27 protein-coding genes are annotated in these 26,712 nt (G+C 52.1%); all 27 read right to left on the reverse strand.

The features are described 5' to 3' along the window. Window positions 1–32: 32 nt before the first annotated feature. Window positions 33–3,515: a prophage tail fiber N-terminal domain-containing protein gene (locus ACJHX7_RS15040; protein WP_410231644.1), complete on the reverse strand. Its 3,483-nt coding sequence runs from the start codon at window positions 3,513–3,515 to the stop codon at window positions 33–35. Window positions 3,516–3,579: 64 nt separating this feature from the next. Beyond that, entirely contained in the window at window positions 3,580–4,179 is a 600-nt protein-coding gene (locus tag ACJHX7_RS15045; RefSeq protein WP_074417235.1) for an Ail/Lom family outer membrane beta-barrel protein, read from the reverse strand. Between the two features lie 67 nt (window positions 4,180–4,246). Further along, entirely contained in the window at window positions 4,247–7,726 is a 3,480-nt protein-coding gene (locus ACJHX7_RS15050; RefSeq protein ID WP_410231645.1) for a phage tail tip protein, read from the reverse strand. Between the two features lie 66 nt (window positions 7,727–7,792). Further along, entirely contained in the window at window positions 7,793–8,131 is a 339-nt protein-coding gene (locus tag ACJHX7_RS15055) for a hypothetical protein (protein WP_153274582.1), read from the reverse strand. Between the two features lie 72 nt (window positions 8,132–8,203). After that, window positions 8,204–8,806 carry a tail assembly protein gene (locus tag ACJHX7_RS15060; RefSeq protein ID WP_000090865.1) on the reverse strand — a complete coding sequence of 201 codons (603 nt, stop codon included), beginning with the start codon at window positions 8,804–8,806 and terminating at the stop codon, window positions 8,204–8,206. Then, a complete protein-coding gene (locus tag ACJHX7_RS15065) occupies window positions 8,743–9,486 on the reverse strand; it encodes a C40 family peptidase (protein ID WP_025670561.1) in 744 nt (247 codons plus the stop codon). Before ACJHX7_RS15065 ends, ACJHX7_RS15060 begins: the two co-directional genes overlap by 64 nt. A gap of 4 nt (window positions 9,487–9,490) precedes the next feature. Beyond that, on the reverse strand, window positions 9,491–10,189 hold the full coding sequence (locus ACJHX7_RS15070; RefSeq protein WP_039268532.1) for a phage minor tail protein L: 699 nt from the start codon (window positions 10,187–10,189) through the stop codon (window positions 9,491–9,493). A 9-nt stretch (window positions 10,190–10,198) separates the two neighbouring features. Beyond that, window positions 10,199–10,528 carry a phage tail protein gene (locus ACJHX7_RS15075; RefSeq protein ID WP_000447253.1) on the reverse strand — a complete coding sequence of 110 codons (330 nt, stop codon included), beginning with the start codon at window positions 10,526–10,528 and terminating at the stop codon, window positions 10,199–10,201. Next, window positions 10,528–13,602 carry a phage tail tape measure protein gene (locus ACJHX7_RS15080; RefSeq protein ID WP_266193561.1) on the reverse strand — a complete coding sequence of 1,025 codons (3,075 nt, stop codon included), beginning with the start codon at window positions 13,600–13,602 and terminating at the stop codon, window positions 10,528–10,530. The genes ACJHX7_RS15075 and ACJHX7_RS15080 overlap by 1 nt, the downstream gene beginning before the upstream one ends. After that, window positions 13,574–13,903 carry a phage tail assembly protein T gene (locus ACJHX7_RS15085; RefSeq protein ID WP_001161009.1) on the reverse strand — a complete coding sequence of 110 codons (330 nt, stop codon included), beginning with the start codon at window positions 13,901–13,903 and terminating at the stop codon, window positions 13,574–13,576. The genes ACJHX7_RS15080 and ACJHX7_RS15085 overlap by 29 nt, the downstream gene beginning before the upstream one ends. Window positions 13,904–13,911: 8 nt before the next feature. Then, window positions 13,912–14,298: a phage tail assembly chaperone G gene (gene gpG / locus ACJHX7_RS15090; protein ID WP_001298500.1), complete on the reverse strand. Its 387-nt coding sequence runs from the start codon at window positions 14,296–14,298 to the stop codon at window positions 13,912–13,914. Between the two features lie 60 nt (window positions 14,299–14,358). Beyond that, window positions 14,359–15,102 (reverse strand): phage tail protein, encoded by a 744-nt coding sequence (locus ACJHX7_RS15095; protein ID WP_000211106.1) that lies wholly within the window; start codon window positions 15,100–15,102, stop codon window positions 14,359–14,361. Window positions 15,103–15,112: 10 nt separating this feature from the next. Then, the gene (locus ACJHX7_RS15100; RefSeq protein WP_001079400.1) at window positions 15,113–15,514 is read right to left on the reverse strand and encodes a phage minor tail U family protein; all 402 of its coding nucleotides are present in this window, start codon (window positions 15,512–15,514) and stop codon (window positions 15,113–15,115) included. Further along, window positions 15,511–16,089: a phage tail protein gene (locus ACJHX7_RS15105; protein WP_000677102.1), complete on the reverse strand. Its 579-nt coding sequence runs from the start codon at window positions 16,087–16,089 to the stop codon at window positions 15,511–15,513. The genes ACJHX7_RS15100 and ACJHX7_RS15105 overlap by 4 nt, the downstream gene beginning before the upstream one ends. 11 nt (window positions 16,090–16,100) lie before the next feature. Beyond that, on the reverse strand, window positions 16,101–16,376 hold the full coding sequence (locus ACJHX7_RS15110; RefSeq protein WP_001283153.1) for a DNA breaking-rejoining protein: 276 nt from the start codon (window positions 16,374–16,376) through the stop codon (window positions 16,101–16,103). Further along, window positions 16,369–16,692: a DUF2190 family protein gene (locus ACJHX7_RS15115; protein WP_001097045.1), complete on the reverse strand. Its 324-nt coding sequence runs from the start codon at window positions 16,690–16,692 to the stop codon at window positions 16,369–16,371. The genes ACJHX7_RS15110 and ACJHX7_RS15115 overlap by 8 nt, the downstream gene beginning before the upstream one ends. Window positions 16,693–16,778: 86 nt before the next feature. After that, window positions 16,779–18,806: a ClpP-like prohead protease/major capsid protein fusion protein gene (locus ACJHX7_RS15120; RefSeq protein WP_086258542.1), complete on the reverse strand. Its 2,028-nt coding sequence runs from the start codon at window positions 18,804–18,806 to the stop codon at window positions 16,779–16,781. Beyond that, window positions 18,784–20,259, reverse strand: a complete 1,476-nt coding sequence (locus ACJHX7_RS15125; RefSeq protein ID WP_001459763.1) for a phage portal protein — start codon at window positions 20,257–20,259, stop codon at window positions 18,784–18,786. Before ACJHX7_RS15125 ends, ACJHX7_RS15120 begins: the two co-directional genes overlap by 23 nt. Next, window positions 20,259–20,471, reverse strand: coding sequence for a hypothetical protein (locus ACJHX7_RS15130; RefSeq protein ID WP_001072975.1), 213 nt, complete (start codon window positions 20,469–20,471; stop codon window positions 20,259–20,261). Before ACJHX7_RS15130 ends, ACJHX7_RS15125 begins: the two co-directional genes overlap by 1 nt. Further along, a complete protein-coding gene (locus tag ACJHX7_RS15135; RefSeq protein ID WP_024203187.1) occupies window positions 20,468–22,567 on the reverse strand; it encodes a phage terminase large subunit family protein in 2,100 nt (699 codons plus the stop codon). Before ACJHX7_RS15135 ends, ACJHX7_RS15130 begins: the two co-directional genes overlap by 4 nt. A gap of 8 nt (window positions 22,568–22,575) precedes the next feature. Further along, window positions 22,576–23,103, reverse strand: coding sequence for a DUF1441 family protein (locus tag ACJHX7_RS15140; RefSeq protein ID WP_063268625.1), 528 nt, complete (start codon window positions 23,101–23,103; stop codon window positions 22,576–22,578). A 685-nt stretch (window positions 23,104–23,788) separates the two neighbouring features. Next, a complete protein-coding gene (locus ACJHX7_RS15145) occupies window positions 23,789–23,941 on the reverse strand; it encodes a hypothetical protein (RefSeq protein ID WP_032259466.1) in 153 nt (50 codons plus the stop codon). Then, window positions 23,929–24,390 carry a lysis protein gene (locus tag ACJHX7_RS15150; RefSeq protein WP_097318462.1) on the reverse strand — a complete coding sequence of 154 codons (462 nt, stop codon included), beginning with the start codon at window positions 24,388–24,390 and terminating at the stop codon, window positions 23,929–23,931. The genes ACJHX7_RS15145 and ACJHX7_RS15150 overlap by 13 nt, the downstream gene beginning before the upstream one ends. After that, window positions 24,387–25,001, reverse strand: a complete 615-nt coding sequence (locus ACJHX7_RS15155; RefSeq protein WP_032235545.1) for a glycoside hydrolase family 19 protein — start codon at window positions 24,999–25,001, stop codon at window positions 24,387–24,389. Before ACJHX7_RS15155 ends, ACJHX7_RS15150 begins: the two co-directional genes overlap by 4 nt. Beyond that, a complete protein-coding gene (locus ACJHX7_RS15160) occupies window positions 25,001–25,282 on the reverse strand; it encodes a phage holin family protein (RefSeq protein WP_000422366.1) in 282 nt (93 codons plus the stop codon). Before ACJHX7_RS15160 ends, ACJHX7_RS15155 begins: the two co-directional genes overlap by 1 nt. Continuing rightward, on the reverse strand, window positions 25,269–25,655 hold the full coding sequence (locus ACJHX7_RS15165; protein ID WP_001673688.1) for a phage holin family protein: 387 nt from the start codon (window positions 25,653–25,655) through the stop codon (window positions 25,269–25,271). Before ACJHX7_RS15165 ends, ACJHX7_RS15160 begins: the two co-directional genes overlap by 14 nt. Before the next feature lie 93 nt (window positions 25,656–25,748). After that, complete coding sequence (locus tag ACJHX7_RS15170) at window positions 25,749–26,534, reverse strand: hypothetical protein (protein WP_000275196.1); 786 nt, start codon at window positions 26,532–26,534, stop codon at window positions 25,749–25,751. Window positions 26,535–26,712: the final 178 nt, after the last annotated feature.

A 26,712-nucleotide genomic window follows, 5' to 3' on the forward strand; every position in this document is an offset into this window, starting at 1 on the left:
CGGGAACAGCCTCCTTCAGAGCTTGAAGGATATCAATGTTCGCTTCCTGTTAACTGCCGGACAAGTGCAACCAGTTCGCTTACCTGATTTTCCAGAGTGCTGATCCGGGTGTCTGCTGTTGCCAGATTTTGACGTAGCGTTGTGTTTTCCTCTTCCAGCGCGGTAACGCGATCATCTGTTTCACGGGCGACCTGAACAAGTAAACCCGTCACGGCGGCGTAGTCAACATTAAGATAGCGCGTTTCTTCGCGTAGCTCGTTGCCGTCAACGGTCGGGCCTTGCAACTCTTCACCGTAATGGATGAATGAACCAACGGCCTCCGGGATGGCCTCTTCAACTTCCTGTGCTATAACCCCGGCGCAATGTGCCCCATTCTCCTTGAGCGTGTACGTGTATCCATTAATTTTGCGGATTGCGTCAGTCGCGTTATCGATAATCTCGATATTTTCTTTCAGTCTGCGGTCTGATGACTGATTCAGTGTGGTGCAGTTAACACTTCCGTTTACAGTAAGGTTTTGCCCGTCTGTTGTTTTTTGCGCATAAAACAGATACGCGGCAGACGTGCCAACCTCAAAAACGTTTTGACGAGTACTGGAACCCCACACCCTGACAGAAAACGGTAGTTCTGCATTACCTGAGTTCTGTAAAACAAAACGATTACCAGTCCCTGATTGCTTTGTAAGGGTTAAATCAACAGTTGAGTTAACCTCATCCTTGTTGATAGTGAGCGCCTGCGCTTTAGCACCGTTAACAGCACCTGTTTTGAGTTGAACTGCTCCATCACTGCCATTAAGTAGAATCTCTGCATTACTATGGTAGTTCTTAAGTGACACCATTTTGCTTTCGCCTGAGTGCATACCTAACACCCACGCAGCGGAACTACCTGTACTGTTAAGGCCGCGAACATAGCATGACATTGTAGAAAAATCTGCAACGCTACCAAGTATCTCTACCCTACCTCCACCGGATTTAACTGGTGATGATGTTGTTACTGAGTTAGCTGTAATTAACCCAGACGCTTTAAAATTTTGCACATCAAGTCTGTCGTTTGCAAAATTATATGAAATTGCGGTGCTGGTGCTTCCGGCATCATCATAATCGCTTTTATGAATAAACCAGTTTCCACCATTAGCAATGAGAGTATAAGTAGGCGTGTTAGCCGGGCGATCTGTTTCATTAAATCTTATTGCTGGGTTAGCGCTCCTTATTTGTAAAGGTTTTTCAACCGTTGATTTCAGTATCGCACTATCTACAATTAAATTACCTTCTGAGTTAAGGTTTAGATATTTTGAAGCACCAGTTGAACCATCGTATGTAAACCTTATTGTTAATTGACCTGGCTCATTTGATAAAGTCTCAACATACATATCAGCACCAAGACGCACAGTGCTGTCAGTTGCTAACAGTCTTGTATGGAGAATTCCACTAGATGTGTATGTATTGGTCGAATCACTATATCTATCAAGAAATAGACTGTTAAGTTGAGGGCTGTTGTTCCTACCTAAGCCAAGATTCGTTCTGGCACCATCAACAGTTGCCGCATTAGTGCCTCCTTGTCCAATAGGTAATGGAACCCATGACGATCCGTTATGGCAACCCCACAATCCAGATGTTGACACCTGAAGTCGTGGCGCTGATGGTGAGTAATTCGAATAAACGTAAGTTGTCGATTCGCCTTCTTCAATTCTTTCTGTTAATACTATTTTTTTCCATACACTCCAACCTTGTGTGCTGGTATATATCCTTCTATAAAGAATTGATGAATTGTTATATACAAAATAGCTCTGGATACAACCATCACTACCATTAGCACCAGTTCTTTGCACTAACAATGCACCAGCAAGCTGTATCGGGTAATTTAGTTCTGGCTTTGCGTTGGCAGACATTGGTTGGTAATAAAAACCGGCTGTAGTACCTTTTATATCGTTTAAGTTCGTATTCGCATCAAGGCCAGTTTTTGCTTCAAACATGACTTCAAGTTTAGAGCGCGCTGTACTTGCATCATTCGCCCCAGTGCCACCTTGCGCAACTGCGAGCGGTTGCCATCTACCAGCTTTAGGGTTAAATGCGCCCCACTGACCGTCAGCATCAACCTGTAAGTAACAGCCGTCCGCCTGAACGTCAGTAGATAAAATGATGGTTCTTGTGTCGCTTGAACGCTGAAATCGGATAACCTCATCTTTTCTTGCGTGGCGTGTCCATTGCGGGCCTATTGTCGGATTCCAGCGATAAGTATAAAGCGAGCGCGTAGTCCATCCCTGAAATACACCTGTATACGCTGGTGTTCCATCTACCTGACTAATAAACCCCGTAAGACTGCTTTCACCGGATGCAATCGATGGAAAGCCTTTTGCATTACTCATAATGCGCATAAATCCGATATACCCTGATGGGTTGCCGGAAATATCAGGACAATCACGCGGGGCTGAGCCAAGACCGATATTATCGCCAACAATTACTTGCGCCTGGTTGCGATAATTAAGTGCGTCCGCCGCAGATTTCGCCGCGTTTGTTTCACTGGATTTAGCATTAGTTTCGCTGGCTTTAGCGTTTGTTTCGCTGCTCTTTGCTGCTGCCTCGCTATTTTTCGCGTTGGTTTCTGATTTTTTGGCTGCTGTCGCGGAGTTTGCCGATGCAGTTTGTGAGTCTGCTGCCGCCTGTGCGCTGTTATCCGCATTCGTCTCAGACGTTTTTGCGGCCTTCGCGGAATTTCCTGCCGCCGTTGCCGAGGAAGCTGCACTACTGGCACTTGATGATGCGTTCGTTTCTGATGATTTCGCTGCCTCTTTTGAGGCCGCCGCATCCCGGGCTGAGGTGGCAGCTTCTGACGCTTTCGTGGTCGCGGTGGATGCAGAAGTGGCTGCAGATTTTTGTGACGCTGCAGCATTCGTTTCTGACGTTTTCGCCGCACCGGCACTCGTAGCCGCCGCGCTTTTTGAGGACTCTGCAGCGGCAGCACTTTTTGATGCTTCAGTAGCCTTTGCTGATGCCGTTCCTGCGCTGGAAGACGCTGACTGAGCCGACGTCGCGGCCTGCCCGGCTGATGTGCTGGCTGCGCGTGCTGAGCCTGCAGCATCAGTCGCATGGGTTGCCGCCTCACGGGCTGATGTGCTGGCATCGCTGGCTGACTTCTTCGCGGCTGCCGTGTTCTGTGCCACTGCGGACGCGTTACGCGCCACCTCTTCCACCATCAGTTCAAAACGTCGCAGTGCCTCAGGACGGGCATCATCCTCCGTCATGGCACCGAGAAAATCATTCAGCGTACCGGGTCGGGAATCTTCATACACGGTGATGGTCCCGGCATGTGACGGCGGGAATCCTTCCACCAACAGAATAACGCTGTACTGACCGTACTCAACGTCCATACTGTAACGCCCGGCTTCATCCGGATTTTCAGATGCCAGCGTGTTCACCACCACCGTGGTACTGTTACGTTTTGCTTTCAGCTGGATTGTGCAGTTCTGCACCGGTTTGCCTGTGCCGTCTTTCAGTACACCTGAAATTTTTACTGCCATATTCACCCCACAAAAAAGCCCGCCTGAACCGGCGGGCTGTCATAACACTGTGTTACCTGGCTAATCAGAATTTATAACCAACACCCACGATGAACCCGTCAGTGCGCCAGTCGCCACTGCCGGAGCCTTCATAAGCGACATCAATGGCCACGGATTCGGTCGGGTTAAACTGCACGCCAGCTCCCCACGCCAGAGACGTGTTGCTGTGGTGACCGTCATCACTTCCGGTCAGCACATCATGCGTTTTCCCCTTGTTGTCAGTTACGCGGAGATAATCCCCGGAGAAAGTCGACACACGGCTGTAAGCCACACCCGCCATCGCATACGCGCTGAACCATTCATTCACGCGCACAGACGGTCCCGCCATCACGCTGAACCAGCGGTTACGCACGGAATCCTCATGCCAGCGGGTATCGCTGTAATGCGTTTTTTGCTCATCTTCAGCGTTGGCATAACTGAATGACGTAATCAGCCCCAGCGTGTCCGTAAACTCATAACGGTATTTCACGTTAATCCCGTTCAGATTATCGCTGCCGGGAGCGTTCGTACGGGCATGAAGATACCCTGCGCTCAGTGTGGCCTGCTGCTCAGACGCCCATGCAGGCGCACCGGATACGGCCAGACAGATGGCTGCGGACAAAATAACAGCACATAATTTACGCATAATTACCTCTCGCTTTTCTGCAATAAAAAAGGCGCCATTTCTGGCGCCCGTATCTGGGTTATAAAATTCAGCTAATCGTGATGCCTGCAGTGGCTTTCTTCATCACCACAACCAGCAAATCGCTGATACTTGCTGTGGGATACCAGTTATTTACCAGCCATGCTGACACCGAAAACTCCAGTGTCATGTGACCGTGACCGGCAGGCATATCAATAACACCACTGTAAATCAGTGTATTATCCAGCGCGGTACGGTTATAAATTTCAGCACCGTTTTTCCGTACTATCAGGCGGCATGACGAATAAATATCGTTATTCTCCCGCTCATGTTTAGCGCCGCTGAATGCCACCGCCGGAATAACAATCTGCCGGTCAAACGGCTGATCGTCATAAACCCTGACGGTGATGGTCCCTGATGGCCACCGTTCCGGTGCACGGGAGTCCCGGGGGAAAGCTTTGCCCACTGTTTTAACGAGATCGCCTTCAATCTGGTTGGCGGACAGTTTTCCCAGAACCCGACAGTTCTCGTTAATCGTGACGTTGTTGAGCGTCCCGGAGTTCGCATTCACGTTACCGCTGATATCGGCATTTTTCGCCGTCAGCCGCCCGTCCGGTGTCAGGGAAAATACCGGAGGATTACCGCCGCTGGTAATGGTGGGAGCCGTCAGGCGTTTCAGGAACACTTCGTTCATGAATATCTGATCGCCCTGCCCAACAAACATCGGCTTTGTGTTGCCATTCGCAGGATTAATCATCGCAATCCTGTCTGCCGCCAGCAGCACCTGACTCTGCATGCCGTCAGGGGTGTTCTCAATACCGGCACCAATACCCGCGATATAAAGGCGTCCGTCCTGCATCTGCTGCAGCTTCACAGCCCACATGCTGTTCAGGTTATTATTTGTATCAACCTGAACCTTCTGTATCTGCTGAATTGCCGCACTCTGGTCTTCCAGTTTCTTATTGACGGTCTGCGTGATTTCATTGCTGACATCCGTAATGGACGTCCTGATTTCAGCCAGGTCAGGCGCAAGCTGACCGTTATCAATCTGCGTCCACAGCTCCTGAGCCAGATGGGTTTTCCCTATCTCGCCTTTGAAAAAATCCAGATAACCGGATGCATCATCACTCGGCTGACCAACAGCCTCCACGAATGCCGATTTGCCAACGGTGTTCACACTGCGGATATAAAAGTAATAATCATGGCCCGGTTTGATATTGATACTGGCGGCTATCCAGTACAGCGCCGTGCCAAGATAGCGTGCTGTGGTTTCAACCTGCCTGATATCGGTAATCCGCTTTTCCGAGAACCAGAACTCAAACTGTACCGTCGGGTCATAAACGGCAAGATGCGGCGTGGCGGTTATCTGAAAATAGCCCGGTGTCAGCTCAATCCGCGACGGCGCTGCCGGTGCGGCAATCCGGAACGATACCGACGCCGGATCGCCCTGCTGCCCCCACGCATTTACTGCCCGGACTGTCAGCCTGTAGTTCCCCAGAGCCAGTTGTGTGAAGCGGTAAGTGGTTTCCGTCGTCCGGGCCGTGCTGACCAGCCGCTCACTGCTGTCATCCGCTGTTACGGTCAGACGGAGCAGGAAGCTCACGCCCTTCACCACCTTCGGCGTGTCCCAGCGCGCCAGCACCTGATATTCCCCGCTGTCTGCGGTGACTTCGGCGGTCAGGTGCTGCACCGCTGGCGGCGTGACACCATTCACCGTGCTGCTCTGGTCGCCGTCAAAGTGCGCCCCGTTATCCACGATGGCTTCTTTTTCCGGTACATGCTGCACGGCAGTGATGGCATACGTGCCGTCATCGTTCTCACGGATACTCACACAGCGGAACAGGCGCTGACGCAACGTCGGCAACTTCAGCCCCCACACACTGTATTCTGCAACGCCATCAGGAACCCGGTTCACTTTCACCTTAAGTCCGTCGGTGACGGACTGAACCTCCACGCTGACCGGATTACCACTTCCGTCAACCAGGCTTATCAGCGTGGTACCGGAGGATGGCAGCGTGATTTCACGGTCGAGCGTCAGCGTCCGGGTCTGGCTGTTCACCGCCAGCACGCGACCACCGGTGCTGATACCGGCATAGTCATCATCGCAGATTTCAATGACATCGCCCGGTACATGGCGAAGCCCTTCAGCACCCACGCTGAAATCCACGGTCTGCGTCTCCAGCAGTTCCGTTTTAATCAGCCACAGCCCGGCGCGGTGTGCCTGCCCCCGGCTGGTACAGCCAAAGGCATCCATCTTCGTGACATTACGACCGTAACGGGCAATGGCCTGCGTATCTTCAACAAGCTCTGTCGCCGTCTCCCAGCCGTTGTTCGGGTCAATCCAGTTCACCTCAACGGCATTATGGCGGTCCTTCAGGGCGCTGAAGCTGTAGCGGAACGGCGCGCCATCATCCGGCATCACCACATTACTGCGGTTATAGGTCCACACCTTATCTGATGGTCGGTCCTGCACGAACGTCAGCGTCTGCCCGTTCCATACCGGCATACAGCGCATCGCCGAGCAGAAATCACTGAGCACATCCCACGCCTTACGCTGCGTGGTCAGCCAGGCATTACAGGTGATGCGCGGCTCCGTGCCGCCAAAGCCGTCCGGCACCGACTGGTCGCAGTACTGGCCGATGACATACAGCGCCCATTTATCCACATCCGCCGCACCAAGACGTTTCCCCATGCCGTAGCGCGGGTGGGTCAGCATATCCCACAGACACCAGGCCGGGTTGTTGCTGTATGCCGGCTTAAACGTTCCGTCCCAGATACCGCTGTATTGCCGCGTCTGCGGGTTATAGTTCGACGGCACCTGCAGAATGCGCCCGCGAAGATGATAATTACGGCTCACCTGCTGGCTGCCGAACTGCTCCGAGTCCACCTGCACGCCGACCAGTGCCGTGTTCGGGTAGCACTGTTTCACATCGATGATTTCGGTGTATGACGACCAGAGCGTTTTGTTCTGCAGCTGGTCTGTGGTGCTGTCCGGCGTCATCCTGCGCATCCGGATATTAAACGGGCGCGGCGGCAGGCTACCCACCACCACCGAGGCCAGATACTGCGAGGTGGTTTTACCCTTAATGGTGATGTCTTTTTCCGTCACCCAGCCACCGTTACGTTGTATCTGAACCAGCAGGCGGACTTCCGATGGATTCCTGTCCCCCTTTGAGGTGGTTTCCACCAGTGCCTGCACGCCGAAAGTAAAACGCAGACGGTCAATGTTTGCCGACGTGATGGTCCGGGTGATCGGCGTGTCATATTTCACTTCTGTACCGAGCACCGTCTCGGAGCCGGAGGATTCAAACCCCTCCGGCGGTGTCTGCTCCTGCTCACCGGCCCGGAACACCACCGTGACGCCGGAGATGTTGGTATTCCCCTCACTGTCCAGCACCGGCGTACTGTTCAGCAGCACGCTTTTTAAGCTATTCACCGGACCTTCAATCGGCCCTTCGCTGATGGCATCAATCACACTCAGCAGCTGCGTGGACTTCAGGTTGTCCTTCGCTTCGCGCGGGGTATGCCCCTTACTGCTACCTTTACCCATTCCTCACACTCCATAAACAACAAAGCCGCCCAAAAGGCGGCTCATGAGTTACGGCAGGATTAACTATTATTTACATGCATTAACACTATCAGCAAAAATTTTTGGCGTTAATGCTGGTACGCGTTCATAAAGAGTAAAACTACTGCCATTTCCTGCTTTTTTGATATCAAGCACAACATCATACCCACCCATAGCCTGTGGAACTAAAAGGCTTACCCCATTCTCAATAGGAATGGATGTTATAGGTGTTCCATTACCAGCCCATTGTCTGGATATGCAGCCTGACAATTCATCAATATTTTTTAATGAATTACCTTCCATTACAGGCTTGCCGGATTTTACGTAATCCAAAGATTTACATCCTGTTAAGGCAATAATCGTGCAGAATAAAATCGTTTTGTTCATATAGCTAACCAACAGAATAATTATCAGTGTTCGATATAAATATTAAATCAGTTAGAACATGAGTAAATAATATTACCGCCCAATTACCACAACCTGACCACCATCCCCTTCATCTGCCGTGCTGATCTCCTGAGATGCCACACGTGACCCAACGCGCATTTCACCGTACAGAACAGGCAGGACATTGCCCTGGGCAACCATGTTATCCAATGAGGAAAAATAGGTATTTTGCTTACCGTTATCAGTGGCTGACACTTTAGGCGTTTTGGCTTTCGGTGCCAGCATCTGCGCAACACCGCCTAAAACCATACCTGCCCCAAGAGAGAACATGAGATTACTTGCAACAATACTAAGCCCCGGCATCCAGATTGCCGTAGCAATTAGCGCCGCACCCAGCACTGCCTGAAAAATACCGCCACTTTTGGCACCCGCCAGACGCGGTACGATGTGGATCACGGCACCATTTGCCAGCGGCTCATTAAGACGGGCAGATAATTCGTTTTCGCCTGCATCACGCCCGGAAATGCGCACCTGATACCAGCCCTCATTCAGTTTCTGGCGAAACGCCGGAAGCTGCGTGGCCAGCGCCCGGATGGCTTCAGCCCCCGTTTTCACACGAAGGTCGATGCGGCGACCAAATCGTTGTAAATCCCCGTAAAGGCAGATGCGTGCCATGCCCGGTGACGCCAGAGGGAGTGTGTGCGTCGCTGCCATTTGTCGGTATACCTCTCTCGTTTGCTCAGTTGTTCAGGAATATGGTGCAGCAGCTCGCCGTCACCACAGTAAATGGCGGCATGATTCGGCACCGATGAACCAAAACAGCACAGCAGCACATCGCCCGGCTGCGCCGCTGACAACGGCACCTGATACAGCCCTGTGGCCTCCAGATTATCCAGATAGAGATTCTGACCGTTACGCCACCAGTCATCCTCGCGATGAAAATCCGGCATCTCAATCCCCGCCAGATGGTAAGCATCCCGGAACAGCGTGTAACAGTCCGTCACCCCGTGCTCAAAGCGCCGCCCGGTAAGATGTGGCACACAGCGGAACTTGTAAATCGCCCCCCGGCAGACCAGCCACCACGGCAAATCACTCTGCACCTGCAGCCGCCGATCGGCCTCACTCAGCCAGGGCAGACCACCGGGGTGACTGTGGACCAGCGCCACAATCTCACCCTGCATTTCTGCCTGCAGCCAGTCCTCCGGAGACATCCGGAAATACTCCTCCGGCTCACCGGAGATATTCACGCAGGGAAAATATCTTTCCCCCTCCGGCGTTCTCACCACGAAGCCGCACGACTCCGCTGGCGCACATCGCCGGGCGTGCGCCAGAATCGCTGATTCTGTCTCTGTCATGGGATTACTGCGAAAGTTTGTTAATGGAAAGGAAGCCGCCAAAGTTGCCGACGTTATTGCGAAACTTACAGCCGCTCAGGCATTTGCTGCATTTATCCTTCGTGATATCGGACGTCGGCTGGTCATATTCATCCGCGACTGCCGGACCGTGATAACCGCACTCATCACCGCGATAGGTCCAGGTGCAGGTGTTGGCCAGCATGATACGTCCCGGAAAAACAGCGCCATCCGTTTCCGTCGGTGTGGACAACACAAAGGAGGCACTGACCGCACTCAGTTCGCTGCACTGCTCGATGCGCCAGCGGCTGATCACCTCCTGCTCCGGATCGGCGTCGCTGTTTCCGTTGACGAAGTTCACCGCATCCAGAAAACGGGCGTAAACCTTACGCCTGACCACCGTTCCGCCGACCAGACTCTGCAGGTCTTCCGCCATCCCGGTGACCATGCCGTGCAGGTTAGAAACCGTCAGTGTCGGACGGGCAGCACTGCCCTTGCCGTTCAGTTCAAATCCCGTCCCCTGAATGGGGTATGCCTGATACTGCCGCCCCTGCCAGGTAACCGGCTCACCTTTTTCGTTCTGCTCATTACAGAAAAAATAACGTTCACCACCGACCTCTGTCAGATCGATTTCCCAGAGCACCACCTGGGCTGACTGAGTGATGCGTGTCGTCTCATGATGTGTTTCCTGTGGAATATCCTGCATCAGAGCCTCCTATGCCACGACCTGTTCAAAATCTGCCGTTATGGTTACCCACAGCGCCCCCACGCTTGCCGACCATTTACGACAAACCACCCTAATCGGTTTCCAGTCATAAGGTGGCGTCCACTGAAATGCGCGGACGCCACCGTGCCGTTCCAGAAAGGCTTTTAAAGATGGGTGTTCACATTTACGAACACGTATTGTCACGCTGTAAGTCGACAACTGGTTATTCAGTCCCGCCGCACGACGCTGTTCATAACCATCGCCCAGCTTCACTGTCACCACTTTCGGCTCTGATACCACATTCATATCCGGGCGCACTTTCCAGTGAAACGTCTCCATTACCGATATGCTCCACTTAACCGACCACCATCACGGGCCTGCTGTTGCATAAAGTCCGCTGCCGCTTTTTTCCCGAGGTCATAAACCACCTTCAGGGCAGCCGGACCTATCTGCCCGTTCGTGCCATCGTTATTGATCTCGATGTTGTACTGCGGGGCAAACATCGCCATACCTGAACCACCAATATCCGCCACAACCCCCAGCTTACCGTCAGCACCACGACGCAGAGGCAGAATGGCTTCAGGCCCAGCTTCCCCCATCACACCTGCACCTTTTGCAAAAGCAAAAAACGTCGGACGGTTAACCACCGTGCCACTGTAGCGACTCAAATCAGCAGACTGATAAACACCACCATCAGCATTGGGCGTCACACTGGCAGTTGCTGCACTCCCCCAGCCAAACGCCGAACCAATCCCCTTAACTGCCTGCATCATGGACATCTGAGCCATGATTTTTGCCAGATCAGAAAGGAGCGAGGCGGTAAAAGATTTGAAGTTCAGTTTTCCGGTAGTACAGAACGTTGCCAGTGCATTACCTGCACTGTTAAATGCCGCTGTAAGCATCTGCTCAGCAGTGCCTGCCGCATTATCCGCATCTGCCGTGAAATTCTGAAACGCCCGCATAGCACCGTTTTTCCAGTTACCCTGAGCAATTTCAAGCTGTTGCCAATAACGGCGATTCTCATTCAGTTGTCGGTTCAGGCTCTCCGTCAGCGCCTGCTCGGCCTTTCTGTAGTCATCCGTGTTATATGTCCCTTTCTGCTCACTATCCCGCCTCAACTGCTCCAGCTGTTGCTGGTATTTCTGGCGAAGACTCAGTTGTACCTGATATCGCTGCCTCTGCTGATCACCCATACCCACCGTGGCGATATCCAGGTCATGTTGCTGACGCTGAGCGCGCTCTTCTTCAGCCAGTTGACTGGTCAGCTGAATTGTTTTTTTCTTCAGCTCGTTGAGTGCCGTCTGTTTCTGAAGCTCCTGCTGTTTTACATCCAGCAGCGTCAGTGCCTGAATCAGTTCATCTTTACGGGCCAGCACACTCTTTTCATCTGCCGTCAGTTTTTTCCCGTCCAGGTCGCTGATGCGCTGCTGCAGAGCCAGAAGCTGTTTATGCGCTTCTGTCATCTTTTCAGTGGCAATGCCTGCTGACTGTCTTGCAGCAGCAATCTGCCCTTCCACCTGTGCCTGTTGCTGACTGTACTGCAGCAATAACCGGGTGGCCTCATCATTACGGGTTTCGCGTGTTTTTTTCTTACCGGATGCCAGGGCTTTCTCGTAACGTTCATTTTCACGTTGTATCGCCGCATCCCTGACAGCCTGGTCGGCGTACTGCATGGCATTAATACGCGCAATTTCACGCTGATGTCGTGCTGCTTCCGTTTCATTCATCCGGTTCAGTGCAGCATTTTCAGCATTACGTCGTTTCTGTTGCTCCTGATAATTCCGCTCTGCCTGCTCTTTTGCATCCTGCAAATCCTTCTGGCGTTTTTTCTCCTGAAGATCGTTAAGACGCTGCTGATCGTATTCAACCTGAGAAGATGATGCCGTCCAGGGGAGTCTTTTCGCCCGCGACACTTTCTCCTGTAAAGCGGCAATCTGTTCATCCAGCGAGTCTTCACGACCAATATTCATGGCCGCATCCCAGAAACGACTCCACAAATCAGACAGATACTTCAGCGTACTGCCAAGCGCATTGAGGTTATTATCAATATCCGCAGTACGCCGACCGGTTTCCTCTGCCAGTGCAGACATGGCTATCCGTGCAGCATCACTGGACCGTCCCTGATCCCCAAGGACACGTATCTGCTCAAGCTGAGTGGCAGTAAGAAAATGCAGCTCATTGTCCAGAGCCTTCGCGGCATTTACAGGATCATCCTTCAGCCGCTTAAACTGATTTATGGTATCGCTGACCGACTGGCCAACCGATCGCTCCATCTGTGCGGCAGCTCTCGCCACCATACCGATATCGTTTCCACGAAATGCACCACTCCCCACCACCTGAGCCAGCGCACCGGCTGCAGCATGTTGCGTGATACCATTCCCGGAAATAGCACGACTAAGCGTCCACAGCTGCCCGGCAGTGACTCCGGCATAATGCCCCGTCAGCGACAACTGGCGGTTAAATTCTTCCCCCTCCTTCTGACCGTCATACCAGGCTTTACCCAGACCATAGACGGCCGCGGCAATACCGCCAATAACCCCGCCCAGCATCATGCCTTTCGGTGACATCAGTGTGTCTATCCATCCGGCACGGTTAGCCAGCGTTATCCCGGATCCCCTCAGCGCACCTAAATTGCCGCGAGCCAGTTCACCTATCAGAACGCCTATCTCCTGGCGGGCCGCTGCACTTTTCAGACCCAGCGAATGCGTGGCTTTTCCTGCCTGCTCCATTTTGCGGATATACACTTCTGCAGCACTGCTTACCCCCAGCTGGGCAGCCTTAGCACGAAGCAACTCAGAAGAAGAAAGATTCTGGCGGGTTGCCTGCTCTTTAAGCTGACGGATAAACGCCACTTTCTGTCGGGTAGCCTCTTCTTCAGCCTGTGTAAGAACACGGGTTTTCGCCGTAACCTCAGAAATCAGCGCCAGATAATCCTGCTGACCAATCCCGCCACTGTTTCTGGTCTGTCGGATCTGCTGCTGAATACGCTGTAATTCCTGCAGCCCCGCACTGGCCTGTTTCACACTGTCAATCTGACGATAAAACGCAGCAGCCGCTTTATCCTGAGCCTCCGCCAGAGCCATGGCCTGCGCCTGTTCATCGCGCATTTTCTGGCTCAGCGCCTCCATGCGCTGGCGGGTTTTCTCCACCTCGCGGGCCATGCGTTCATGAGCCTGTGCGTTCTTCTCCACCGTCTGCGCATGGACGGAGGCGGCTGTTGCAGCCGAAGAAGCCGCCTGCGTTGTCTGCCGGGCGGCCTGAGTCTGACGCTCCATAAAACGCTGCATACGGGCAGAAGACCGTTCTGCATCGCTGGCGGCACCATTCAGAAGGTTTTTGATACGGGGAATTTCATTTTTAAACTCTGCCGCATCAATCCCCAAATCAATGACCAGGTTGGCTATCTGGTCCATAACGCACACCTCCGGAAATACCTTCTCCAAGATGCATCAGTTCTTCGTCCGTTCGCTCCGGTATCCCGTTCTCTTCCGGTAAAAGGCTGAAATCAGCCACCGCAGCATCACTGCTGCCGGACACCATTCTCACGATCAATGCCTTCAGCGAGGCAAACTGCGCATCCATCCACACATCACTGAAGCTCTGCATCCGGAAATAATCGCCCCACTCACCAAGCTCAGTGGCCGACATTTCCGACAGCATCCGCCGCCAGTCTGCCCGCCGGAACTCCCGGGCAAGCCGCATGACAAACTGCATTTCCCGCGTCAGGACTTTTCCGGCGTCAGCGCCTCATGCTCATCATCCCCGGCATTATCAATGGCCCCCATACCGCTCAGCGACAGAACCATCTCCGCCCCCGCACCCAGGGCATCATACGACCATGTTGTAATAACGGATGCGCAAAGCGTCTCTACATCCTTAGACTGATCCGCATTCCACAGTGAGCGGGAAACCAGCCAGGCATTGATATCCATCCCCATCCGCAGAAAAGCAATCTGTCGTTCAGCCTCCGGCAGTTCTCCCTCCCCGGCATCAAACTTTGCCGTTCGCTGCTGAACAAACGCCAGATATTCAATTCTCTGCAGCCCGGACAGCTCACTGAGCACCACGGACTGTTTTTCATAATTAAACGTGCCCTGTTTCAGAAACATCATGTTCTCCACCTGCAAAAAAGCCCCGGATAACCGGGGCAAATGATGAGTATCGTCCTGTTAACCTGCGGCGCTGACAGCCACCGTAGCCACTGCCACAAAATCGCCGTCAGAAGTCATGCCCACAATGCTGACACTGCCCTGCTTCACGCCTTTCACCGTGGCCACAAGCCCGTTCAGGGTCACCGTGGCAGTCTGTGGATCTGTCGAATGCACACTGATCGCTTTGTCACTGGCTCCGTCAGGTTTTACTGTAAAGGTCAGCGTGGTGGTTGCTCCCACATTGACACTGGCAGATGCCGGTGCCACCGTCAGCCCGGTAACGCCCACGGTTTCAGTGCCTTCCTCTGCCAGATACGGACGCCCCACACCGCTGATTTTCACGGTGCGGGTCATCACGTCTTTTGAGGCAATGGTTTTACCCAGTGAGCTCAGCCAGCCACGGAAAACATCAACAGTACCGTTGGGATATTTGATACGAAACGCGCAGACTTCACCGGAGTCGAACAACTGAACCAGTTTTTTCTGCCCGCTGTCACCCGGACGCCAGGCCAGCGTCGCCGAAGTATCACCAACGGATTTCTGCCCCTGGGTTGTCGTTTTCCAGTCTGCATCTTCATCATCGAGATAAGTGTCATCTTCTGCATCAGCGGTCATTTCGCCAGGTTGCAGATCCTTCACCATCGCAAGACGCAGCCAGTCAGTGTCCGACAAAGGGTTCGCAAACGCATCGCCCTTGCCGGTGTACATCCAGAACGTCGTTCCCGCACCTTTCGTTTTTGCCAGTGGATTTGGTGTGGTCATTGCCACCTCCTTAATTCGTGTACGTGATCTGGTACGTGATTTCCGCCATCGCCCAGGTGGCCATCTCATTATCACGTTGATAGTTAAAACCGAGTGGGATCAGGGTGTCGATGAGTCCGGAAAGTGCCGGTACATCATTCAGGGCCGGGAAAATGGTGCTCTCCATCCACATATCCAGCTCTGAATCCGGTGCCTGTGCCCGGATGAAGACGGCAATATGCAGAACAGCCTGCCAGTCATCTTCATCCGTCATTTTTCCGGTGTACTGAGCATCACTCAGCCACACCGCCACGGCAGGCAGTTCCTGCGCATCAATAAATGCCGGAAGCCCGTCAAAAAACGTGGCGCTGTCTCCACACTGTTCCCGAAGGCGTGCCAGTACGGCCTGGCGGATTTGTGTATGTCGGTTCATCGGGTCAGCCATAATCTCAGTTGTTGTTTCAGTGCATACCCCAGCTGTTTCGGCATTTCCGCAGCAATGATGTGGTCGCGGGCATCTTCAAATGCCTGTGTCAGCGGTCCGGACAGCGGGATTTTCACCACATCAATGGGGTAACGATTTTTGCCATCAATACGTCGCATCACATGCCAGCGACCATTCGCCAGTTGCTGAATAAACGCATCCCGGAAAAGATATTTACCCACCTTCAGCACACTGCCACGGTACTGCAGTTTTCCACCACGCCGGGCCAGTCTGACCCGGGCTGTCCCCAGCTTAATGGCGGGCAGATTGCCCCGGTTAACGCGGATCCTGGCCGTCATTTTTCCTGACGGACTGGCTTTAAACACCCGGACACGCTGACGTACCAGTTTCAGGGGGATCCCTTTCACCTGGTTATCTCCCGCAACGGTATTCCCGGCAACCTGCCGGGTGGCAACCGAGACCGCTTTCTGTGCCACACGGTTTATCGCCCATGCGCTAGCCTGTGGCACCATACGGGTATCAAGGCTGTTCAGATTGCGGATGGCATTCTCAAGCCCCTTCATCCCACACCTCTTTACTCAATAAAGATCATTGGCTTACCGTTAAAACGTTCATGCCGTGTGACCGTCCATTGTTGTCCGTCATAAACAACGCGATCCCCGCGCCGTGGGCGGTATCCCGAAGAAAACACCACCAGAGAGACCGCAGGTCCGGACAGAGCATTCAGCTCTGCCAGTGTTTCTCCCGGGATCACAGTCATATCGACATCATTAATCGAGGCTGTCTTTCCCATCTTTCTGACCGTGATCGCATCCATACGCGCTGCCAGCCGGGAAAAGGGATCAGACATTGAGTTTTACCGGCACTTCTTCTGCACTGGTTCCGGCATCTGCCCAGACAACCCCGACCAGCGGATCAGAGCCGCTGTTAGTCAACTGAACTTTTCCGGACTTCAGATAAACCTTCTTACCCGTTTTCATGTCATCCGTTTTCAGCTTAGGCAGCATAAACACACCTTCGGTCAGGCCGTCGCCTGTTTCACCCTGTGGAATATCGGTCAGCGCTACCGCAAAAACATCACCCACCTGCACCAGATCTCCGCTGCTGATGGCTGCACTGGCAACAATCGCCACCGTTTTTCCTTCTTCTACAAAATTCTTTGCCATAACTGTCTCCGCACAGCCCCGTTCAGGGGCTGATTTCAGGTACAAAAAAAGCCCTTACGGGCCATCAGAGTTGTTGTCTGCGACGTTTACGCCGTACATTTCACCAGGCCGCGGTGATCAACTGGCGCGACACCGGCGTCAATACGCACTTTCGTTGTCACGCCATCCACACTGAAGCCCTCCATCTGATCAATATATGGCGTATCCACACCGTTGAGATAAGCCACTTCAATCGTATCGGAGCCTTTTGACGCAGCCAGGTAGAAGGTGGTCTGGCTGTTATCATCAAGACGAGGCTCTGCAATAACGGTCGCAAAATCTTTCACCGGGTTAATAATACCGGCGTTAATGTCAGCCCCCTTGACACTTGAGGAGCGAATGACCTGGTTAGCAACAGACTCCATCGCCGTCGGTACCAGTACGAACGCAGGACGAATATTCAGATGACGCTCCCCCTCTTTCTGAACGCGCATCAACTGGCGGGCTTTATCCAGCGATGCCACGTCCATTGCCGCGCTCTCCAGTACGTTTGCATGTTTCGCTTTATCGAACAGACTTACATTATCTGTGGAGATTTTCGGGTTAGACGTCAGAATGGCATAAACCAGATCGGCAATAGTGGATTTCGCCGCACGGCCCAGTTTCATCGGGACATCGGTCAGCATATTCAGATCATCATTGATAATGGCCTGACGGGTGATACTGAACAGCTCGCCATAGGTCGCCAGTGCAATAGTGGCCTGTTTATCTCCGGTGGTGACGTATTTATATTCCGCCCCTTCACGCACCTGACGCAGAGCACTGAAGCCCCCCATACCCACACGATGGGCAATTTTAAAATCAGACAACTGACCTTTCCGCGTCCACTGTTCATAGGTTTCAGGGGCATCTTCCCAGCCCTGCAGAATGGCTTTGTTCGCAACATCCAGCAGAATATTACCGAAGTCAGACGTACTGTGTGTGAACGCCGCACCGACCATCTGCATCGGGTTATAACTGGAAACCCCAATACCCCGTTCAGTCAGTGACATACGGGCATATTCACGCAGGGTCATCCCGTTGTAGACATTATCACGTTCGGTTTTTTCAAATCCGGCACGCGCCATCAGCGCCTGGCGGATCCCGTCCCCCACAAAATTACCGTTACCGGCATAAATATGAGCAGGGGTATTTTTATTGGATGGCGTGGACTCGCGCCCCATCTCGTTCAACAGCTTTTCGCGGGCCTGCTCCAGCGAACATTCAGGATCGGCAAGACACTGAGCCTGCAGCGTCTGATAACGCCCGCCAAACATGGCAAACAGATCATTAATACCGTTTACACGCGCTTTTTGCTCTGCCAGGACCTGCGCACGGATACTGTTTTCATCCACCACGGGTGCTGCTGCCTGCACTGGCGTCCGGGAAGCTGCAGGTTCATTATCCTGTACGCGTGGAGCACTGTTGCGTGGCGGAGTAATCATGTTTCGAATGGATTCCGGCATCTTTTTAAATTCCTCTGTACGTTTTGACTGAATACATGCCATTGCCTTAACGGCTGGCGTCACCTGATCAGCAAATCCCTGTGCCAGACATTCGGCACCGGACATCCAGGTCTCATCCGCCAGCATGGCAGCAATTTCATCGGTGGTTTTCCCGGTTTTCTGTGCATAAGCGGGTAACAGAACCGCCTCAACTTTATCGAGCAGGTCGGCATAGGTGCGCATGTCCTCCGCATCACCGCCCGTAAAGCCAAATGGTTTATGAATCATCATGAAGGTGTTTTCCGGCATAATGACCGGGTTTCCCACCATCGCAATGACCGACGCCATTGATGCCGCCACACCGTCGACATAAACGGTAATGGACGCACCATGTGTTTTCAGCGCATTAAAAATGGCGATGCCTTCAAAGACATCGCCACCCGGTGAATTGATATGGAGATTAATGTGGGTGATATCGCCCAGTGCATTCAGATCACTGATAAACTGCTTCGCTGTAACACCCCAGAAACCAATCTCGTCATAAATATAAATATCCGCGTCACTCTGGTGACCAGCCTGCATCCTGAACCAGGAATTATTCTTCGGACTGGTCGTCGGTGTACTGCGGCTACTGTCGTTTCGTTGCGGCACTGCTGCCTCCTTTATCACTGGCCGGATCGGTATCAAATACCAGGTCCAGCTTGCGGTTTTCATCAATTTCGGCCTTGCGCCGACGTTTGACATCATCCGGATTACGACCACCTGCACGTACCCAGTCTGATTCTGTCGCCGCTCCACCACGAATCTGGATTTTCCAGGCCTCAGCCTCCTTAACAGGGTCAATCCACGGCATCACCGGTCCGGAATACACCGCGGTATACAGTGAAGAACGGTCAAGATCGCGGGGTAGCCTGATAACACCGGATGCCACAGCCTGTTTCAGCCAGGCACGATACATCGGGCGGGTGACGGCACCAATAAACCAGTCCTGCAGGATCAGGTAGCCATCAGTGGATTCAACCAGCTCCTGACGCTGGGCGCTGTAAGTGCCGTTATAGTTGCGCGCTGTACTGGAAAAACTCAGACGACTGCCCGCCGCCACGGCACGCAACTGAGCATTACGAAAAGTTTCAAGGTTAGGATTTGGGCGATCCGACTTCACCATTCCGATTTCTTCGCCGGGTTTCAGATCGTCGTAAATAATGCCTGGCTGAATGGTAAGCTCGCGTTCATTCTCCTTGCTGTCATTACCATCCGTTTCATAGCTCTGTCCGTCGCCTTTGCGGATGTACATCCCCAGAGCAGCGGCGACCCTTGCTGCAGTCAGCTCAGAATCTTCATACTCTTTCAGGGCGCTGAGGCGGATCAGCACACCGGACAATAAAGACGTCCCGCGCATCTGGTGCAGACGGCGAACAAATTTAAGATGCAGCATTCGCTCTGCATCCACTTCTTTGGTTTCCATCTGCCGCCCGGATACGGGACGGCTTTTATACACCAGATATTTTTCGGGACGCCCCCAGTCATCAACAAACACGCCCTGATTCAGCCTGTTGCTCTCATCACTGGTCATGGGAATAAAGTCCGGCTCGAGCGCCTCCAGCCAGAAATGAACACCGGCAGAAGGCGTCAGGCTGTTTATGCGCCCGGAAACCATCTGGGCAAACACCTCACCATCGCGCAGCCAGGTACGCAGCATCAGACGTTCCAGCATCGGACGGGTAAACTGCCCGGTGACTTCCGGACTGACAGACCATTCACTCCATCGGGTGCGTATCTCCGCTGCCAGATCACGGGCAATGGCCCCATTGCGTAATACCGGATGTGGCTCGACAATAATCCCGTTTTTCCCCACCACCCGTTCTTCCAGCTTGTCAAATACACCAATGACCAGATCGTGGTTGTTATCAAGGTAACGGGCCTGCTCACGTAACGACACGGCCCCGTACTGGCTTAACTGGTCGGCAGTTCGGTTCTCCCGTCGGGCTTTGTGTGTCCGCGTCGTTTTTACGGCCTCATAAGCCTGAATCACCGCACGGGAACGCAGCCTTGCCGCTTTCCATCCTGGTGAAAAAACGCCAATCACATCATCAAGAATTGCCATCAGAACCTCGCCAGCCGGTACCCGGGATGCCCCCGTCGTCGTGTAATCAGAGCCGCAAGGCGGCGCTCCCACTCCTGCCGTCCCTGCCGGATCTCAGATAAGTTTTCCATGGTCATCTGCTGACCATTAAAAGTGACGGATTTTCCGTCCAGCACCGCCATTTCAGCTTCCGTATAACGCTGAATCATGGCTTCAATATCATTCTGATTCATAACCATCCTCCGGAAGTCAGCCAGGGGTTAACATCGTCAGTTACTGTTTTCTTCCGTTTTTGTTTTTTAACAGGCGTGGATACCGGCTCCGGTGAGGGTGACGGTTCGGTACTGTCCGGGACACACTCCAGCCAGGTTTCCCGGCTCGCCCACTCCGGTGCATCCGGCCAGCGGATCTTTTCGTATCCATGCAGAATGACCAGAGCCTCGGCATACACCATCAGGTCAAAAGCTTCGTTGGCACCGCGACCCGGCTTACTCCATTTCCCGTCACTGCTCCGCTCTTCATACGTCAGTTCGTCGTAAAACCAGCTCCCCAGCCAGTCAGGGAAATGCACATAGCCGGGACCTGGCGAGTCACGCCATAACGCGTTATTCACCCGGTCTTTCAGGGCATCAGTCTGAAGAAGCCAGAGCGGCACATCACCTGCGGCCTGCGCCCGTCGGCCCGTTCGTCCGGTGTTATCAGGGAATGTACGGGTGATCAGTTTTGCGCGCCGGATGCTGTCGCCCTTAAACAGGTAAATACGTTTACCAAGGCCATCACGACGGCAACGACGCCAGAATTTATAGGCATTATCAGTGACCCCGTCTTCACCGCCGGAGTCCACCGCCATTGCCATCAGTCGCATTTGTTGAGAAGGGTCGGAGGCCAGCGGCCAGCTTTTATGAAAAACATCCGTCAGCAGGACATCCCAGTCTTCCGGATAGCTGGCCGGATCAATTCGCTGGCTCTCCCCGTCGCTGTCACCGCGCAATGACTGCGTGATGTTGTAACGATCAATAATCCAGCGTTCGCCACGGCTGCCATAGCCCGTTACCTGAACCACAAAACGGCGATGACGTCCCGCCTGCACATCCACTGTCGCCACAAGGAAATTAACGCCATCCGGCACACTGCGGGAAGGAACTGGCTCTGCCCGCTGCTCAAGCAATTCACTTTTTCGTTGCTCCATGCTGGCACGAGGAAGATAAGGCAATCCCCAGTCGGTGTTGATAACCGCCCTGAGTGTTTCTTCGCTTCCTGTCGCTTCATACTCCTGTTCTGCAGTCAGTAATTTGTAAACCAGTTGCGCCCAGGTCTGATACGCAGCAGCTGGCCCTTCCATCCAGAAACTGGCGATACGGGAGCGGCGCGGTTCACCGGAAACGTTGCCGTTACGATCAATGACCTGACCTTCACGCAACCAGACTCCTGCACTATTGAGCTCACGCTTTTTCTCCGCAGTGATAATGCCGCTGCAGTGCGGGCAAAGTAGATACGCCGCCTCACTGGCTTTAAAGGGATCCGGTTCATTACGGTAGCCGGTCATGGCATCCATAGCTGGCTGAAAATATTCACCGCAGTGCGGACATGGCCAGTACCAGCGGCGGCGGTCACCACGATTGTAAAGGGAAAGAATACCAGTCGTCGGTGGCGCTTCATGAGGCGACTTACGTCGCCATTTGCTGTCGCAGATGTCACGTCCCGGCGAGCTCTCCACCAGAGTCATCCCGGCGGACATAAATGTGGTTGTACGTTTTGAGGCCAGGGAGAAACCATCACCCTCGCTGTCGATATTCTCCGGAAAACGGTCGTAATCGGTTAAGGCGACAAACCGGTAATCCGACGACGACATAATGTTGACCGAGGGCCAACCAATTTTAAGGAACGAGCCATCCCTGAACGTCTTATCATGGACATTATTGTCGTTACGACGTGGACTCATTCTTTTCTTTACCGCCGCACTGCTTCTGAACGTTCTGTCGAGGCGCTTTTTAGAATGCTCGCGGGCCTTATCTTCGGTCATCTGCACAACGAGCATGTCCGAAGGATCGCAAACGATGGTATAGACAATCCATCCATCGATCAGACCAATGGTCTTCCCTGTTCGCGCAGGACCAACAAAAATCACCGCATCGTATTCACGCGATGCCAGGCAGTTCATGGGCTCAATGATGTAGGGTGTCAGTTCAGGATCCCATGGCACCGAGTTACCAGCCCCCTTGGGAACACGCATGAATTTTTTAACAGCCTCCGAAATCGGCATGCGACGTGGTGGGGAAAATCCTGCCGATATGTCCCTTCCCAAATTTCGGGCTGATGAAAAACCCATTATTCCTCCTAGAGACTCTCTCCTTCCTCATCAAGAATTATTTCAGCAGCACAAGCCTCGTAGGATTTTTCCTGAAGAGTGTATCGCAGGTCATCAATGGCCTGCTGTACAACGCCGACGGCCTGAGGAGTCAGGGCGCAATCGCGTTCAAGAACATCCGGAATTGTCTCCAGAACCTGGACGACAGCCTTTCTCATGGACGAATAGACGATGACTACTTCATCAACGGGGATGAGTTTTCGCTGCTCCTTTTCCAGCTTGATCCTTTCATTTTCAGACTGGTACCAGTCCTTTCTCTCTTTTGGCTCCATACGGGATGGATCATGAACAGAGTCTGCTGCCTCATGCTTCACACTAAACAGGGCAGGCCCGACATGCTGCAGGGCGTAAACGGGGTTCCCCCTGACAGTCGCAGCCACAGGAGTGTTGGCCGCGAGGAGCCGTTTTTTTACTGTGTCCCGGTGAAGCCCAAAGGCCTCGGCGATTTTAAAAACACTCCAGTAATAAGCATCACCGATCCCGCTCACATTTGACATAAGCAACTCCATCTGGCAGGTGAAAATCAGGTTTATTTATATATTTCAATTAATTGCAAACTGGTCTAATGACAGGGAGAAAAAAATATTGTACAGGTGAAAAGAGAAATAACTTTTAATTATCAATAAATTACCAAACATGCTGCCGCCGCCATGGAAATGCAAAAACTAGCCTTTTTCCGCGACGCTCCCGCCCCGTGGCAGGCCCCCCCACCGGGAGGACCCGTCAGCCTGACAGCTCTGACGAACGTCTGATACAACGCCTTGCATGAATGGCATCGGGATAATCCATAAAGGCATAGCATCGTGCCCACAAGAATCTGTGTAAGTGTCCTGTTTCTTCCACCCCCGCACAGGACTGGCGAGCATGAGGGACAAACCCGCGAACCATAAACGCGGTAAAAACCCGGTGTGCATCGTTTTTGATTATTCCCGCACACTCTCGCAGAAGGAGTTCCCCGTCGGGCTACGGTCTCTGTTAATACGGGAATACGGCGACGATACAGCGCATGATGTGTCAGGCTTGAATACCTTTATCCGTTAAAAGGGATATCAGTTAAGTTATCCCGTGTAGGGTATAAACCATTATCAAAGCCACTCTGTAGGGAGTGGCTTTTGTAATGACAATAAAAAGCCCCGCGAATACGAGGCTAAATCCTGGTATTTGTAATGACTGGCTCTTATCTCAACGCAGCCCCTTACCGCGCGCAAGATGCTCAATATCAAGCATCAGCAATGAGATATTTAATCTGCATTCACTCCAGAAGTGATCACCACCCTGTCTACAGAGCCAGATGTGAAGGATGATGAGTAAAATTATCGCTATCATCGAAGGCATTGCGTCCTGATGTATTCCTGCAGATAGTTAACCTGCGCGGTTATCTTGTCGATTCCACTTCGGAGACGGTAATAATTGAGTTCAGCATCTGCTGTAAGTCCTGGGCTTTCTCCATCGCCCATGCTGCTGGCTCCGGTCGTTGACTTTGCACAGGTGGCGGCGACTTGCAGGCGCTTACGCCCAGCAGAAACATCAGCACGGAGACTTTCGATAGTCGCGTTAGCATCAGCAAGCTCCTTTGTATATCTGGCATCGAGTTCTGCTACGTCACGTTGACGCTTCTGCATATCAGAGATCGTCGCCATAGCCGAATCTAATGCCATAGCGTTTTCGTCGCGCTGTTTTTTGTATTCAATGGCTTTATTGTGGTAATGATTAGCTGACCAGACAAGACCACCAGCAATACAAGCAATAAACGTTAAAATGAGCGCCCAATAACTCATTTTCATACCAGCAGCGCCGCCCGCGCCTTGTTGTATCGAACCTTACGATCCTCAATACCGTTCAGACCGCCGTTAATGATGCGCGTAACACGATTAATATCGGCACCGTAGACCATGCAGCCTTTAGATGTGTAGAACCATGCAGCTGAGCGCGCGGCCTGTAGCTCCTGCTCCAGTTGTTCAGGTGAGGTCACCAGATCTAACTTCAGCGCCGCGCCACAGATGCGATAATTATGGAGGCCAGTGATTTGAATTAATCCTCTACCGCGATATTTCCAGCCATCACCGGGTGCTTTGTTACCCAGCCGGTTGCTATACACCAGATTGGCAATAGCATCCTGACGAGCTGCATGTCCGGATGTTCTGCCAAGGGCATCAGCCTGCTGCTGTGTGATCCTCTTTCCGAACGTCGCCACCAGCGCAGATGGCGTGTAATTAAAATTTTCAACTACGGCGCTAAACCCCATCGACTCATGGCCTACCTGAGCGATAAACATCGCCTGATCCGCTGGTGCTGTAATGCCGAATTCCTTCATCGCCGCATCAATGTGCGGAAACCAGCGCGCAGCCAGCCCGGCGCTAATACCAGCCGCCTTTTGAAATAATTGTTGGTTCATTAGTGCCTCAGATGATCAACCAGACGTGCAACGTTGCCTCTGACGGCCACCAGCACGGAAAGAAAAATAGTGTTCGCCACGATAATGGGCCATGAGGAATGGGGATAAATCCCACAGAGATAGGCCAACGGAACAGCACTGTATGTAACAGTAATCAGCCAGGCTAAACGTGAAACCCAAGGACGATGCCGCGAATCACCACGACGATAAAACATCAGAGTAATAACAACACAAGCACATAACAGCGCATTTATAGTTGCTGTCGGGTCATTTAGCTCCACCTGAACCTCCCCGGCGCGTTATAAGCGCCACCAGCGAACCGATATCCTGGTTATTCAGAAACGTCAGGATTTTAACGGCTAAAGCAGAGACGATTACGGCACCAATAGCATCCAGAGGTTTATCACTGTATCCGGTCAAGTTTGCCAGCTTGGAGCCAACCAACCCAGAGCAAAGGATTCCGGCAATATACGACACGATAAAATATGCCAGTCGACGCGATAAACTCAGATCTGCTGCTGTTGCGATGTAGAATACAGCCCCTGCAAATGCGCCAAATACAACACCGTAATCAGTTCCGGTCAGCAGTCCATAAACACTAGCGCCTGTCAGGACTCCAGCAGCTAACCCTGTGCCGGAAATCGGATCGGACATTTAGCCCCCTCTTAATTGCTGTGAATCCTCTCAAAAGTGAAGGGAATAAAAAGGCCGCCATATGGCAGCCTTAATATGAATAATTAAGTTTAGTTAACTTGGTAAGTGTTGCTGATTACCAACCCACTTAAACGAGTCAAGAACGCCCTGAACAATACTTTGCATTTTTGATAACGATTCAGGTGAAATGTCCACTTCACCATAGTGACCATCAGACATAGTTGACCCGAATTTGGTGCCATTCAGATTATTTAATATCAAAGCACCTTGCGGTGCATTTATGAAGGTATTACTTATAGGCTGGAGATTCAAAGGCTTCGGTTCTCTCCCTGCGCCAAGCCCTCGAGCCCTATCTTCGAGGTGTTGAGTTGAATTCCTAACCCCTCTGAGATCAGGAAAATCTTTACCTATCTGATCGTGTAGGGCTTTTATCGACTCAGGAGCATAAGGTTCATTCGAAATAACCTTTATAAATTTATCAATAGTATCAAGAGAATAAAGAAAAGATTTTGCATAAATAAAAATCACACAATGTTTGTGGCTACGTGGAATTTCACCAGAACTCCACTTTTCTCGTTTAAACCTCGCGTCCACCTCAAATTGTATGTTTTCAGGATTCTCAAAAGGGGATAAACCTAACTCCTCACGAACTAGTGTTTCGATGGTTCTTCGTTCTTGCATTTCTTTTTCCCATTGCAATTGCGAAACCCCTTGTTGTTCTATTTGATTGTTTTGCTGCTGCATAAATAAATTTAATGCAACATTAGCCTCATAAAATGCAAATTCAAGATGGTCCAAAAGCCGTTCTATTTTCCAAGACCACTCTTTGTCTTCACTTTCAAGCCAGTTGCCAGGTTTGGTCAATTCAAATATATACATTTGCTCAACTCACAGGATAATGGTAAAGCAATTATATTTTATTTTATAAAAAATGTTATAGGTTATGTCGCATATCAAAAAACCCGCTCGTCGGCGGGTTTATAAAACTTTGGCAACATATCAAATATGCTTCCAATATGGCTTATTTTGTTGTATTTTGCAAGCGCGTTTGAAGGAG

The sequence above is a fragment of the Escherichia sp. WS1451 genome (assembly GCF_046487365.1).
Taxonomy (GTDB): domain Bacteria; phylum Pseudomonadota; class Gammaproteobacteria; order Enterobacterales; family Enterobacteriaceae; genus Escherichia; species Escherichia coli.